Annotated in this window: 11 protein-coding genes; 3 read left to right on the forward strand and 8 right to left on the reverse strand. The window is 68.8% G+C overall.

The window, feature by feature from the left end; translation table 11 throughout:
* The first annotated feature begins 78 nt into the window (after window positions 1-78).
* The gene (locus BJEO58_RS00770) at window positions 79-726 is read left to right on the forward strand and encodes a hypothetical protein (RefSeq protein ID WP_101586865.1); all 648 of its coding nucleotides are present in this window, start codon (window positions 79-81) and stop codon (window positions 724-726) included.
* Window positions 727-784: 58 nt separating this feature from the next.
* Here the strand turns inward: BJEO58_RS00770 and BJEO58_RS00775 are convergent, their stop codons facing one another.
* The 6 genes from BJEO58_RS00775 to msrA form a co-directional block, all read right to left on the reverse strand.
* Complete coding sequence (locus BJEO58_RS00775; protein WP_246075937.1) at window positions 785-1,615, reverse strand: CPBP family intramembrane glutamic endopeptidase; 831 nt, start codon at window positions 1,613-1,615, stop codon at window positions 785-787.
* 56 nt (window positions 1,616-1,671) lie between these two features.
* Window positions 1,672-5,118, reverse strand: a complete 3,447-nt coding sequence (locus BJEO58_RS00780) for an efflux RND transporter permease subunit (RefSeq protein ID WP_246075936.1) — start codon at window positions 5,116-5,118, stop codon at window positions 1,672-1,674.
* A gap of 143 nt (window positions 5,119-5,261) precedes the next feature.
* Entirely contained in the window at window positions 5,262-6,128 is an 867-nt protein-coding gene (locus tag BJEO58_RS00785; protein WP_144573800.1) for a hypothetical protein, read from the reverse strand.
* 100 nt (window positions 6,129-6,228) lie between these two features.
* Entirely contained in the window at window positions 6,229-7,725 is a 1,497-nt protein-coding gene (locus BJEO58_RS00790; RefSeq protein WP_101586873.1) for an MFS transporter, read from the reverse strand.
* Complete coding sequence (locus BJEO58_RS00795; RefSeq protein WP_246075935.1) at window positions 7,722-8,411, reverse strand: nitroreductase family protein; 690 nt, start codon at window positions 8,409-8,411, stop codon at window positions 7,722-7,724. The genes BJEO58_RS00790 and BJEO58_RS00795 overlap by 4 nt, the downstream gene beginning before the upstream one ends.
* Entirely contained in the window at window positions 8,408-8,929 is a 522-nt protein-coding gene (gene msrA / locus BJEO58_RS00800; protein WP_101586875.1) for a peptide-methionine (S)-S-oxide reductase MsrA, read from the reverse strand. Before msrA ends, BJEO58_RS00795 begins: the two co-directional genes overlap by 4 nt.
* Window positions 8,930-9,309: 380 nt before the next feature.
* Here msrA and BJEO58_RS00805 point away from each other — a divergent pair, with 380 nt between their 5' ends.
* Window positions 9,310-11,079: an ABC-F family ATP-binding cassette domain-containing protein gene (locus BJEO58_RS00805; protein ID WP_101587213.1), complete on the forward strand. Its 1,770-nt coding sequence runs from the start codon at window positions 9,310-9,312 to the stop codon at window positions 11,077-11,079.
* 128 nt (window positions 11,080-11,207) lie between these two features.
* Here BJEO58_RS00805 and BJEO58_RS00810 read toward each other — a convergent pair whose 3' ends face one another.
* The gene (locus BJEO58_RS00810; RefSeq protein ID WP_101586877.1) at window positions 11,208-11,918 is read right to left on the reverse strand and encodes a peptide deformylase; all 711 of its coding nucleotides are present in this window, start codon (window positions 11,916-11,918) and stop codon (window positions 11,208-11,210) included.
* A gap of 174 nt (window positions 11,919-12,092) precedes the next feature.
* Between BJEO58_RS00810 and BJEO58_RS00815 the strand changes: the two genes are divergently transcribed.
* Window positions 12,093-12,779 carry an NADPH-dependent FMN reductase gene (locus BJEO58_RS00815; RefSeq protein WP_101586879.1) on the forward strand — a complete coding sequence of 229 codons (687 nt, stop codon included), beginning with the start codon at window positions 12,093-12,095 and terminating at the stop codon, window positions 12,777-12,779.
* A gap of 42 nt (window positions 12,780-12,821) precedes the next feature.
* Here BJEO58_RS00815 and BJEO58_RS00820 read toward each other — a convergent pair whose 3' ends face one another.
* Window positions 12,822-13,667, reverse strand: coding sequence for an HpcH/HpaI aldolase/citrate lyase family protein (locus BJEO58_RS00820; protein ID WP_101586881.1), 846 nt, complete (start codon window positions 13,665-13,667; stop codon window positions 12,822-12,824).
* Between the last annotated feature and the right edge of the window lie 207 nt (window positions 13,668-13,874).

Genomic DNA, 13,874 nt, shown 5'->3' on the forward strand with positions numbered 1-13,874 from the left:
CCGCATCACGATCCGGACAGCCGCGCACTGAGGGGATCAGATCGCGCGCCGCAGGCAGCTCCGCCGCCTCCCGCTCACGTGCCTGCGCGAGCCCAGGCAGACGCACCCCCGGTCGCGCGTGCGCTCTACTTCAGTGGGGTCGGTCTCACGATCGTGTACACGGTCGCCTTCGGCTACATCGTCCAGGCCGTCTTCGCCGCATCCTCCACGAACCCTGGCTCAGCCGATGTCGTGTTCGGTCTCGTCAGGGCTGTCGAGCACACCATCACGACCGGTCTGATGGTCGCCGGTGTCCTGCTGTTCCGCACCGCTCCGATGGAGCGACGACTGACAGCGATGGGAATCGTCCTGTTCCTCCCCGTCTTCTCCCTCGCGGTGAACACCGTGCAGGGGTCGATGGCCTCAGCTGTGGGCATCGGTCCGGGTGCCGTCTTCTCCGCATTCCTGCTCATCTCGTCCGCTGCCGTGATGTTCGCGCACGCGGTCTGCCTGCTGACGGCATGGAACATCGTTGCCGGGCGGGCAGTCTCCGTTCACATGATCGCACTGTGCGGCGCCGTGGGACTCACGCTCGTGCGCGCCGTCGTGCAGGCGGCGGCCCTGCGCATGCAGGGCACGAACGTCAGCGCGGAGTGGCTGCTCTCCTGGGTGTCGTTCGCACTCCTGCTCTGCGGCATGGCAGCGCTCTTCTTCGTCAGCTGGAAGCGACGTCACGCGGTGCGGTGAGTCCCGCGTGACCCGGCCCGTCGACCCCCTGGTCAACCAGGCTGGTGGTCCCTACCCGTCACGCCAGTGGGTCGACCATGTGGAGGATTCCGGGAGCGAGGAACCCGACCACATCGATGATGATGTGCGCCCAGACGAACGGCATGATCGCGGAGCCGGGCCCAGAGACGGCCGCCGGGGCAGAACCACTCGCACGAGGAGTGCTGCGAGGTGGACTTTGCGTCCCCTCCCAGCGGAGTGCGCACCATCCGAAGATCAGGCCCATCGCGAGGTTGCCGATGAACGGGCCCACCCCCTGATACAGGTGATAGCTGCCCCGCAGGACGGCGAGGGCGACGATGACAGTCCAGGGCGACCAGCCCAGCGCGTGCAGACGGATCCGGAAGTACCCCATGAGCAGCACTTCCTCGAGGAGCCCGTTCTTCACGGCCGCGAGCACGAGCACCGGCACCGTCCACCACTGGGCGGCGAGGTTGTCCGTGTTGATCTGGGCGGTGAGGCCCAGCCCGCGGCCCGCAGCGTAGACGCCGAGCGTCCCCACCCCGATCACGAGGAACAGCAGGCTGCCGCGCCCGAGGTCTCGCCAGGCTGATCGCCCACCACCGGCCACACCCAGCCGCCGAAGCACCGGTGGGACGGTCTCACCGCCTCGCAGCAGTCGGTCACGCCCCAGCAGCAGGAGCACCAGTGCGACGGGGACGAGGCCGAAGCCGATCCCGAGCAGCTGATAGGTGAGGTCGAACCACGGCCGATCGGTCGTGGAGACGTTGAGATCCGCCTGCGCCTCGGACAGCGGTGCACGAGACAGCAGGTCCAGCAGTCGCACGACCGCGTAGACGCCCGACTGCGCCAGACTCAGGCCCGCGACCACGAGGGCCTCGGCGACCACCTGCCTCTTCGTGAGGGACGGGGTGCTCGCCGAGGCGCTGGCGGGGCTCTGCTCTATCAGCGTTCTTCGCCCTTCTGGACGGCTGCCTCATCGGCAGCCTCGGACGCCGGTGGCTCCTCGTGGGCTGCGGGTGCCGTCGCCGCGGCCGCCCGGTCGCGGGTGAGATCGCGGATCTTCTGCTTCTCCATGCGGCGTTCCTTGAAGCCCTCGACCAGCGAATAGAGGACCGGGACCAGGATGAGCGTCAGGATCGTGGACGAGACCAGGCCACCGATCACGACGATCGCAAGCGACTTCGACACGAAGATCCCGCCGCCCGTCAGGCCCAGTGCCATCGGGATGAGAGCGAAGATCGTCGCAGCCGCCGTCATGATGATCGGACGATAGCGAAGGCGTGCCCCCTGCACGATCGCGGTGCGCAGATCCGCCCCGCGATCGCGGAACTGATTGATGAGGTCGATGAGCACGATCGCGTTGGTCACGACGACCCCGATCAGCATCAGCATGCCGATCAGCGCAGTGAGGCCCAGGGCCGTGTCGGTGAGCAGCAGCAGACCGATCGAACCAGTTGCGGCGAAGGGGATCGACACCAGCAGGATGAACGGCTGGATGAGCGACCGGAAGGTCGCCACCATGATGACGAACACCAGCAGGATCGCAACGAGCATCGCGAGTCCCATCTGGGCGAATGCCTCGTCCTGCTCCGCCGATGCACCCCCGATGTCCGCACGGACGCCGTCGGGGAAGGTGTGCTCGTCGACCGCAGTCCGGACGTTCGTGCTCACCATGCCCAGGTCGTCGCCCTCAGGAGTCGCGGCCACGGTGACGGCACGCAGTCCGTCGACACGGCTGATGGTCGGCGCGGTGGTCTCCTCGGTCACCTCGGCGACATCGCTGAGCTCGAGCGTCTCAGGCTCAGGCGGTGCGGGGGCTCCGCCGTCCGGCACACCCGGCATCTCCCCGGTTCCGGGGCCCTGTCCCTCACCGGGAGCCTGACCGGCGCCCGAATCAGCGGCGCCGCTGGAGACCGGAGTGGCCTCGAACTCGAAGCCGCGGAGTTCGTCGACGGTCTCGACGTCGCCCTCGAAGAGCAGGACGCTGCGTCCCACATCGTCGATGACGAGCCGACCGAGCTGCTGGCCGCCCATCGCACGCGACACCATCTGGCCGATGCTCTGCTCCGTGAGGCCGTACTCAGCGGCCTCCTCGTGGTCGATCGCGACCTCGACGATCGGCTGGAGCGCCGCCGTGTCGTCGGTGGTGGACCGGATGCCGTGGACGTCGGCCAGGTCGGCGCTGAGCTCGGACGCCGCGTCCTCCAGCTGATCGGTGTCATTGCCCGTGAGGCGGACATCGATGGTCGAGCTGCCACCCATGGAGTCTGCGGCGAGCACCTCGATCGTGCCGACCCCGTCGAGCTCGTCGAACCGGGTCTGGAGATCGGAGCCGACGGCCTCCACGTCCGCATCCTCGTCCAGATTCACGATGTACTGCCCGGAGATGCCTCCGGTCGAGCCCATCGAGAACCCGTCGCCGCCACCGCTCACGCTCACGAGCGAGGAGGCGACCTCTGCGGTGTCGGCGAGGATCGCTTCGACCTCGCGGGCCTGCTCGGACGCCTCGTCGAGAGCTGAGCCCGCTTCGAACTCCTGGGAGATCTGGACGACCGGATCACCGGTGTCGCCCATGAGTTCGGTCTTCAGCAGCGGTGTCATCGCAACGGTGCCGGCGAACACGAGCACTGCGACGAGAAGGACTGCGACAGGGTGACGGACCGTCCAGTCGACGACCGGGACGTAGGTCTTCTGGAGACGGGTGACGGGCTGACGCATCGCCGCCATCTCGTCGACCTCCACCGGCTCGTCATGAGCGTCGGCACCGTAGGTCCCGACCACCGGGAGTTCCGATGTGGAGCGGCGCCCGGAGGGGTTGGAGGCGTCGACGGGTCGCTTGGCGGCGGTCCTCCGCTCCTGTCGCCACTGCGCGACGAACTGGCGGCGGTCCGACTTCCACGCGCGCTTCTGATCGCGTGTCAGCGTCGCCTCCTTCCCTCGGCGGGAGAGGAACCAGTACGCGAGGACGGGCACGATCGTCAGGGCGACGAACAGGGACGCGAGCAGCGCGAGGGATGCCGTCAGGGCGAACGGCCGGAACAGCTCACCGGTCTGTCCACCCACGAATGCGACTGGCAGGAACACGGCCACGGTCACGAGAGTGGAGGCGGTGATCGCTGTGGCGACCTCACCGACTGCAGCCCGGATGTTCTCCGCCTTGTCGCCGCCCAGTGCGTGCCGGCGGCGGATCGCCTCGACGACGACGATCGAGTCGTCGACGACGCGGCCGATGCTGATCGTGAGTGCGGCCAGCGTCAGCATGTTGAGGGTGTATCCGGACACCCACAGTCCGATGAGGGTGATGAGGAGGGAGGCGGGGATCGAGATCGCCGTGATGATCGTCGCCCGCACGCTCAGCAGGAAGACGAGGATAACGAGGACGGCGAAGCCCAGACCCAGAAGACCTTCGACGAGGAGGTCCTCGATGGACTGCTCGATGAACGGGGCCTGGTCGAAGAGGGTGACGAACTCGACGTCGTCGCCCAAGGTCTCCTGGATCTCGGCGAGGGCCTCCTCCACCCCGTGCGAGACCTCGACGGTGTTGCCGTCCGGGGTCTTCATGATCTGGAGCATGAGCGAGTCGTCGCCGTTGGTCCGTGAGATCGAGGTGGCCGGCGCCTCGACGAGCTCGACATCGGCCACGTCGCTGACGGGGACGGGTCCGTCCGCACCGCCGACGACGAGTTCGCTGATCTGGTCGACGGATGTGAGGCGGCTGCCGACCTCGACGGGAGCGGACCCCTCGTCCGACTCCAGCTGGCCGGGTGAGGAGGGGACGCCGTTCGCCTGCAGCAGACCGGCGAGCGAGTCGACGCTCACGCCCTCGTCCGCGAGGTCATCCTCACGGACCGTGATGTTCACCTGCAGAGGGCGGTCGCCTGTGACGGTGGCGCTGCGGACGCCTTCGATGCCGTTGAGCTCCGGGATCGCGACATCCTCGAGGTCGGATGCGAGTGCGCCGACATCCTCCGGTCCGCTCACGGACAGCATGACGATCGGGAAGTCGGCGAGGCCACCGGCCATGACGGAGGGCTCGACTCCGTCCGGCATCTGCGACTGCACCTGGGAGACCGCACGCTGGAGGGATCGGACCACGTCATCGGAATCCGTGCCGTAGTCGGTTTCGACGATCACCTGGGACGCACCGGAGGACGAGGTCGATTGGATGCTCTCGACCGCCTCGACGCCGGTGAGCGCCTCTTCGAGGGGCACTGTGACCTCGCGCTCGACAGCTTCTGGCGACGCGCCTTCGTACTGGGCGGAGACGAACGCCTGGGGCAGTTCGACGGGTGGGAACAGCTCCTGCTTCAGCGCCGACGTGCCGATGATGCCGAAGACTGCCGCGCAGAGGGTGACGAGTGCGATGAGGGCGCGATTGCGCAGGCTCAAGCGAGTAAGAGAAAGCACGGAGGTCCTTGCCAGAAGAAGATGCGTCACGGTGATTCTACGGTGGCGCATGGCGGCGGCGGAGTAGGGTTATCCGCCCTCCTGGGGGGGGAGGTTCCGGAGGTTCTCCACCTATCCTCTGCGGCTCACCGCGCTCCACGCACCGTCGCGTCGCTGCGCCGGACCCAGTGGACGACCAGAGAGGAGACCGCCAGCAGCACCAGCCCGCCCACGCCCGCGCCCATCCACAGGGCTGCAGGCGACTCTGAGGGGGTTCCGTCGAGGACGACGGTCGACAGGTACCCACCCACCAGGATCATGCCGAGGTACGGCAGGACGCACACGAGCGCGGCCTTCCAGCCGCACGTCATCATCGGGAGCGCGATGGCGGTGAACAGCGCGTTCAGGAGCAGGACGAAGCCTGCAGCGATGAGGAATGCCAGTGGATCCGACCCGACGTCTGCGAGCACTGTGCCGGACCTCAGGTCCGGACCGATCAGCACCGGCCACACCAGGATCGCGATGAGCTGGACGAGCGTCACGAGAACCACCGCCACCTGCAGGAAGGGCACCAGTCCCGATCTGCGGAAGCCGTGGTCCGGCCGTGACCGCTTCAGCTGGAGAAAGACCCACAGCAGCGCAGCGACCATGACGCTGATCTGCGCCCAGCTGTGCGCATCGTCCACGGTCTCCATGTTGTTGTGGCGCAGTACCCGCCAGCGGACCAGCAGGATGGTGACAGCGAAGAAGACCTGCGCGAAGACGGCGAGCCCCACGGATCTGAGCAGGTCGCGGCCGAACGAGGGGACCTGCGAGTCCTCCTCGGCCCGTCGCACTGCGCGCAGTCGCCGCGCGGCCTCGTCGCGGCGCTGTTCCTCAGTGGGCTGCGGTGCACGTGGGGGCGGAACACGCAGAGGCCCACGCGGCTGCCGCTCATCGGGCCGCCCGTGCCACTCGTGCGGCGGCTGGTGGCGACCGGTCGCAGCGCGATGCCCGGGAGTCGATTCGTCCATGACTCCATCGTGCCGCACGCCGCACGCACCGCGCCGACTCCTGATGTTGCGATCCCGCCACCACTCATCGCATCCGGGACGCCGCACGACGCGGCGATCGCTACCGTCGCGTCGGCGACGCCTCCTGCCGGCTCGGAAGGGTCTCTCGGCCGCGCAGCCAGATCGCCAGTGCGACGAGCACGACCAGGCCCGTCACCAGGAACGCCCAGTCGTAGCCGAACGCGTCGACGAGCATGCCGGAGACCACCGGCCCCGCGATCGCGCCCACGTCGATCGACATCTGGAACCGTGACAGGACAGTGCCGCCCCGCCGATCGTTGCCGATCACGTCGCCCACCGTCGCCTGCACCGACGGGTTCACGAGTCCACCGCCCAGCCCGGCGATCAGGGTCAGCGCGAAGAACACCCACACGGTGCTGGAGAATCCCACCGCGATCGTCGCCGTGCCCAGCAGAGCGAGACCGACGAGGATGAACGGCCTCCGCCCCCACGAATCTGTCAGGCGGCCGGCCACCGCGACGGACACGGCCATCCCGGCGGCGAACACCGTCAGCGCGATCCCTGCCACGCGCTCGTCCGCTCCCAGCACCGCGACGACGAAGAGCGGGTACAGAGCGATCCGCGCGCCCATCGCCGCCCAGCCCACGGCGATTCCGGAGCCCAGCGACGCGCGGTACGCGGAGTCCTGCCACGCGTCCCGGAACCGCATCCGTGGCATGCCGGCGATCTCCCGGCTCACCGGAGCCGCTTCGGTCTGCCCGCCCGCCGGCTCCGCTTCCGTCTCACGGTCCGCAGGCGTCGAGGCGGCCTCCCTTCCCGAGGTGCCGGTGACCGCGGACGTCTCGCCCACCTCGGGTGCGGGCCCGTCGTCGGCCGGCCCGTCGTCGGCCGGCTCGTCGTCGGCCGGCTCGGCGACGGGGCGGTCCAGCTGCGGCTTCCGCTCGAGACGGAACCACACGACCGCGGCGGCCAGCAGCAGGCCCGTCGCGTAGATCACGAAGGGGATGCGCATTCCCAGTCCCGCGAGCATGCCGCCGACGACGGGGCCGAGGATGTTGCCGAAGAGGAAGCTGGAGGCATACGCCCCGGTGGCCTTCCCGCGGGCCTTCGGCGGCGCCATGCGGATGATCAGCGCCATCGCGGACACGGTGAACATCGTCGAACCGATGCCGCCCAGGCCGCGGAACAGCAGCAGCTGCCAGTACGTGGTCGCCGCAGCCACCGCATACGTGGATGCCGCGACGATGAGGAGGCCGACGACGTACACGCGCCGCTCCCCCAGCTTGTCCACGAGCCTGCCGCCCATCGGGGCGAAGACCAGCCGGAAGAACGCGAAGGAGCTCACGACGATGCTGGCGGCAGTGACTCCCAGGTCGAAGCTCGCCGCGAACTGCGGCAGGATCGGCGCGATGATGCCGAAGCCGATCGCCACGATGAACGCGGCGGAGACGAGCACCCAGATGTCGGTCGGCAGCGGCGGCGACGGTGTGCGATCCTCAGCGGTGGTCGGCGTGGAGCCGGATGACACCGGACCGGTCGGCTCCGTACCCCTCGACTCCGGACCGGTCGGCTCCGACGCTCGCGAACGGTCGGTCATCGGGGCATCTGGCTGTCGGCCATGGAAGGCATCGTGCCGTCCCCCTGCGGCATCGTGCCGAGGAACGACGCGGGATCCGGGACCGGCCGCGAGGACGTGGCCGACCTGCGCGCGAACGACGGGTCGACGTCACCCACGTACAGCCAGCCCATGAGCAGCTCATCGTCCGCGAGACCGTGGAGATCGCGGACCGGCTGCGCGTTCGTGTGCACGCCCGACCGCCACATGACGCCCCATCCCGCCTCGGACAGCGCGAGCGACAGGAGGTGTCCCGCTCCGGCCGCGGTGGCGACCTGTTCCCAGCGCGGCACCTTCGGGTGGTCGATCTGCGAGGCGATGAGCGCGATGAGGAGTTCCGCGCGCAGCGGTTTGAGGTTGGACTCCCCGACGGCGCGCTGGGTGCCGGCGGCGGAGTCGAGCGCCGCTCCCAGCCGCACGCGATCATCCCCGCGCACAGTGAGCAGGCGCCAGGGGCGCAGCGCGTCGTGGTCCGCGACCGTCACGACGGAGCGCAGGAGCGTCAGGAGCTCACGGTCGTCCGGCGCCTTCGAACCGACCTTCGCGACGGACCGACGTCGTGCCATCGCGGCGAGCACCGGGGTCCGGTAGGCGGATGCGCCCGGTGCATTGACGAGGGTGCGGCGGGCGGGTCGAACCGCGCCCTCCTCCCCCAGGAGTTCGGTCACGCGACCCACTCGTGGAAGTGGGCACGGGCGGTGGCGAGCTTCGGCTCCACGATGAAGCGGCAGTATCCGTTGGTGGGATACTTCGAGTAGAAGTCCTGGTGGATGGTCTCCGCCTCCCAGAACGTCCCCAGCGGTTCGAGGGTCGTCACCACGGGCCGCTCGATCTGCGTCTGCACCTGCTCGATGATCTGCGCGAACCGGCTCTTCTCGTCCTCATCGCGGTAGAACATCGCGGACCGGTACTGCGTGCCCGCATCGTTGCCCTGGCGGTTGAGGCTCGTGGGGTCATGGCCGGTGAAGAACAGCCCGAGGATGATGTGCTCCGGGACGATCTCCGGATCGAACGTCACCTGGAGCGCTTCCGCGTGGCCGGTGGTTTCGGCGCACACCTGCTCGTAGGTGGGGTGGTCGACATGACCTCCGGTGTATCCGCTCACGACCGAGGAGACTCCGTGCGTGCGCTGGTAGACGGCGTCGAGGCACCAGAAGCATCCGGCGCCCAGGGTAAGAGTCTGCATGCCAGTGCAGACAGGCCGGAGGCACGTTTTATTCCAGCGCGGGCGAGTACACCGCGCATCTCGGGTCGATGGACGCCGTGCATCACGCCGACCGTCACCTGGTCGAGACATGAACAGACCGCACGGGCGGCATGATCATCGACGCGGGCCGGGTGCTCCGCCCGAACGGGAGCCTTCTCATCGGCTTCTTCGTCGGTTCCTCGGTCCAGGCCTTCGATCATGCGGTCACGACGGCCTACTACTGGCCGATCGACGCCCGAGTGGCTCGCGTCCACTCCTCGAGCGGCTTGATACAGTGGCGGCATGAAGCTGTGAGTGTCACCCGACCTGCGTCCGCGGCCGACTGCCCGGCGGGTTCCGCGTCATTCACGGGAACACTCATGTCTCACTCACCCTCCGCTTCAATCTCTCCGTCATCCTCGGCACCGGATTCGCATCTGCGGATCGACGGAGTCTCCCTCTCCTTCGCCGACCGCCGCGTGCTCACCGACGTGTCCTTCGTCGTACCCGCGGGCGACAGGGTGGGTCTGATCGGCGAGAACGGCTCCGGGAAGTCCACCCTGCTGCGCGTGATCGCGGGACTTCTGACACCCACCGCCGGCACCGTCACCGCCCATGCTCCCGGCACCGGTCAACCCGTGATCGGACTGCTCCATCAGGAAGCGCCCTTCCCCGCCGCGTCCTCGATCTCCGAGTCGTTGGAGACTGCGGTCGCCCCTGCGCGGAGTGCCGCCCATGCGGTGCGCGACCTGGGTACGGCCCTGGCACAGGATCCCGAGGACCAGTCGACGTCGGATGCCTTCTCCCGAGCATTGGAAACGGCCGAGCGCGTGGGAGCGTGGGACGTCGATGCCCGGATCTCCACGATGATGTCAGGACTGGGACTGGGGGACATCGACCGAACGCGTCCGACGGGTGCGCTCTCGGGTGGGCAGCAGGCACGACTGGCCCTTGTCTGGCTGCTCCTCAGCGCCCCGGATGTGCTGCTGCTCGATGAACCGACGAATCACCTGGACGACGCCGCGACCGCCTACCTCGTCAGCGTGCTCACCTCGTGGCGCGGGCCTCTGCTCATGGCCAGTCACGACCGGGCGTTCCTCGATGAGACCGCGACGTCCCTGCTCGACCTCGACCCGTCCCCGATCCCGCACGCGGTCGCCGGCCCACTCGTTCAGGACGGCACCGGCACCGGCATCGGAGTCACCCGCTTCACCGGCGCCTACAGCGACTACCTCACCGTGCGCGCTCAGGCCGAGCAGCGGTGGGAACGGCAGTTCAACCACGAGCAGGCAGCGCTCTCCCGGCTCCGCGCCTCCGTCAGGGATCAGCAGACGGTGGGGCATGCGGACTGGAAGCCGCGCACAGAGGTCCGCGGGGCACAGAAGTTCTATGCCGACCGGAACGCGAAGGTCGTCTCCCGCCGCGTCAACGACGCCCGAGCACGCCTCGAGGCTCGCGAGGCCGAACAGATCCGCAGACCCCCGGCGCATCTGGAGTTCGGCGGCCTCACCGCCGCTGGCGATCTGCGGGTGAACGGCCCTGTGGAGCCGGTGCTCACCGTCACGGACGTCGCAGTCCAGGACCGGCTGGCTCCCCTCTCGCTCAGCATCAGTCGCGGGGAGAAGTGGCTCATCACCGGACCGAACGGGGCAGGGAAGTCGACGCTCCTGAACGTCCTCGCAGCGAGCCTGCCGCCCACTACAGGACAGGTCACGCACTCAGCGAACGACCGTGTGAAGGTCCTCGCACAGGAGACCGCGCTGCCCGACCCCTCTGGCCGCGGCGCCGGACGCACTGTGCGTGAGGTCTATGCGGACGTGATCGGCACTGACCGTGCCGATCACGTCCCCCTCAGCACGTTCGGTCTGCTCGCCGGTCGCGATCACAACCGTCCAGTCTCGGAGCTGAGCGTAGGACAGCAGCGCCGCCTCGCGCTGGCCGTGCTGCTGGCAGATCCGCCCGAGGTCCTGCTGCTGGACGAGCCGACGAACCACTTCTCCCTGAACCTGGTCACCGCACTCGAAGATGCTCTGCTGGACTATCCCGGCACAGTCGTGATCACGTCCCATGATCGGTGGCTCCGCCAGGGCTGGACGGGACAGCATCTCGAGCTGACTGCCCCCACGGGCACGAACAGCGACGGCGGATAGCACCGGCACGGTCACCAGACACGGCCCTGGGCTGGGTCGGGCTGGGCTCGGCTGGGCTCGGCTGGATTGGGCCGGATTGGGCCGGATTGGGTTGGATGGTGCCGGGCGGCTCGTCAGCGGGGTCAGGCTCAGAACACGCTCGTCGCCGGCACGTCGAACCCGAGTGCGGCGGCGGCCTCGCGGGTATCGGCCCGGCCCCACCAGCGGGCCACTGCGTCATTCGTGGCCAACGACCGCATCTGCGCCGTATCCAGGTAGAGCACGCCGTCGAGGTGATCGGATTCGTGGGCGACGATCCGCGCCGGCCAGCCGGTCAGCTCCTCGGCGATCGCTGTACCGCCGAGGTCCTGGCCGGTCAGCCCGATCGTGAGCGGCCGGTCGACGACCGCCTGATACCCCGGCACCGACAGACATCCCTCGTAGAACGAGGCCGTCCGGTCCGTCGTCGCCGTGTACTCGACGTTGAGCATCGTCCGCGGCCCGAACGGCACACGACGCCGAGCAGCCAGTCGCGCTGCGACCGACTCGTCCGGCTGGGTGGGCACCGGGTCCTCGGCGACGAACATCCGCAGCGGAACTCCCACCTGCGGAGCGGCGAGGCCGACGCCGGGTGCCGCGCGCATCGTGCGCTGCAGCGCATCGGCGAAGGCGCTCAGCTCCGCATCGTCCAGCTGTCCGTCGACACGGGCGCACGGGGTGCGCAGAACGGGGTCGCCCGCTTCGACGATCGGCAGGAGGCCGTCCGCCGCGTCCGCCGCCTCGAGCAGCCTGCGAACCGCGTCGCGGATCGCCGCGTCAGACGTGTCCGTCGTGCTCATCGTCTCCGTCGGATCCATCATCCACCCGTCCTGTCCATCCGTATCGTCCTGTCCATCCGTGTCGTCCTGCCCACGTGTATCGTCCCGGCCACGTGTATCGTCCCGGCCAGGCGCTTCGCGCCATGCAGCGTCGCGCTGTGTCGCTTCGAGTCCTCACGTCCGCGTGCGAGGTGCGCTTCTTCGTACCGTGACCGCATGAGCGCACTCTCGCAGACCACGACCGCACCGCCGCACGCAGGCGTGACCGACCGTCCGCACGATGCGGACTCCGACCGCCCCCGCATCGGGATCATCGTGGGCTCGACCCGGCCGGTGCGCATCGGTCGCCAGATCGCTGACGCGGTCGCCGACGTGGTCGCAGACCTGACGCGTGACGAGTTCTCCGGCGTCACCCCTGTGATCCTCGACCTGCGCGAGATCGCACTGCCGTTCCTCGACGAGCCCGCTCCCCCGTCCTCCGGCGAGCGCACCCTCCCCCATTCCCGAGCGTGGTCCGAGGCCATCTCCGAAGTGGACGGATGCGTCTTCGTCACTGCCGAGTACAACGGCGGCTATCCCGCCCCGCTCAAGAACGCGATCGACTTCCTCAAGGACGAATGGGCCGATCTGCCGGGGTCGATCGTGAGCTACGGCGGTGCCGGCGGGACGAGCGCCGCGGCACAGCTGCGGACCGTGCTCACCCGGCTGCGGGTGGACCTCGCGGAGGTCGACTCTGCCATCCGTGTGCGCAGTCGGCACTACGGCGAGGACCGCACACTGCTGAACGCCGCCGAGGTCGTCGCCGAATCCACTGCCAGCCTCCGCTCCGCTGTGGGCTGGGTCTCTGAGCGCGCGCAGGTGCGCGCAGAGGAGAGAGGCTCCGCTCACGCGCAGGCCGACTGAGCGCCGATCAGCGGATCGTCCGGTGCACCGCGCCGGCCCGGCTCAGGCGTCCCGCACCGCTGCGGCCCGTGCCTGGATCGAACGGGCGTGCGACAGCAGGGGTGCGTCGATCATCGATCCCTCGTAGGTGAACGCGCCCTTCTGACCCTTCGCCGCCTCCAGCACACCGGCGGCCCAGGCGGTCTGATCCGCCGTGGGTGCGAACGACTTCCTCACGACGGACACGTGCTTGGGGTGGATGGACACCTTGGCGTCGAATCCGCTCTCCACTGCATCGAGCGCCTCGTCCGCGAGCCCGTCGACATCGTCGATCGCGGTCCAGATCGAATCGAGCGCCCACTTGCCGTGCGCCTTCGCCGCCAGCAGGGTCTGCGACCGCACGTGCATGGCGACGGCACGGTAGGACCCATCGGCTCCGCGCGACGACCCGCCGCCCAGCGACGCGATGAGGTCCTCCGACCCCCACATGAGCCCGTGGACGTTCGGCGCGGCTGCGATCTCTGCCGCATTCACCGCACCGGCAGGGGTCTCGATGAGGGCGATGACGCCGGTGCCCGGCAGCGTCACGGCGAGCCGAGCGGCGTCCTCCGCAGACTCCGCCTTCGGCAGCATGATCATCTCGAAGGGGAGCTCCTGCAGCAGCTCGATATCAGCAGAGAAGTGTTCCGTATCCGCTGCATTCACCCTGATCACAGTGCGGCTCGGAGACAGATCCGGAATGTCGCGGGCAGCGTCGCGCAGTGCCTGCCGCGCGGTGTCCTTGTCGCCGGCGGAGACAGCGTCCTCAAGATCGACGATGACGATGTCGGATCGCTGCGCGGCCTTCGCGAAGCGATCCGGCCTGTCACCGGGGACGAACAGCCATGCGGGGCGGATGTCGAAGCTCATGTTCACCTTCAGTTCGGGGACGTCCTCGTCGTCGACATCGTAGCGCTGCCACCGCCGCGCACGTCGCGCCAGAGGTTCACGTGAGACTCTCCGGCCGTGGGGGCCGCCATTCCCCGCGCGCCCTCGTTCACCCTCCGCCGCGACTCCGACCTAGAGTGTGACCCAGCACGCAGCCTCCGGCGGCTGCGGTCGTCCCCGAGGAGGAGC

The sequence above is a fragment of the Brevibacterium jeotgali genome (assembly GCF_900169175.1).
Lineage (GTDB): Bacteria > Actinomycetota > Actinomycetes > Actinomycetales > Brevibacteriaceae > Brevibacterium > Brevibacterium jeotgali.

Excerpts from the sequence above, each read along its gene's own strand:
- BJEO58_RS00805 (WP_101587213.1), top strand. The coding sequence starts at position 9,310 with ATGTCTCACTCACCCTCCGCTTCAATCTCTCCGTCATCCTCGGCACCG.
- BJEO58_RS00815 (WP_101586879.1), top strand. The coding sequence starts at position 12,093 with ATGAGCGCACTCTCGCAGACCACGACCGCACCGCCGCACGCAGGCGTG.
- BJEO58_RS00790 (WP_101586873.1), bottom strand. The coding sequence starts at position 7,725 with ATGACCGACCGTTCGCGAGCGTCGGAGCCGACCGGTCCGGAGTCGAGG.
- msrA (WP_101586875.1), bottom strand. The coding sequence starts at position 8,929 with ATGCAGACTCTTACCCTGGGCGCCGGATGCTTCTGGTGCCTCGACGCC.
- BJEO58_RS00810 (WP_101586877.1), bottom strand. The coding sequence starts at position 11,918 with ATGATGGATCCGACGGAGACGATGAGCACGACGGACACGTCTGACGCG.
- BJEO58_RS00785 (WP_144573800.1), bottom strand. The coding sequence starts at position 6,128 with ATGGACGAATCGACTCCCGGGCATCGCGCTGCGACCGGTCGCCACCAG.
- BJEO58_RS00820 (WP_101586881.1), bottom strand. The coding sequence starts at position 13,667 with ATGAGCTTCGACATCCGCCCCGCATGGCTGTTCGTCCCCGGTGACAGG.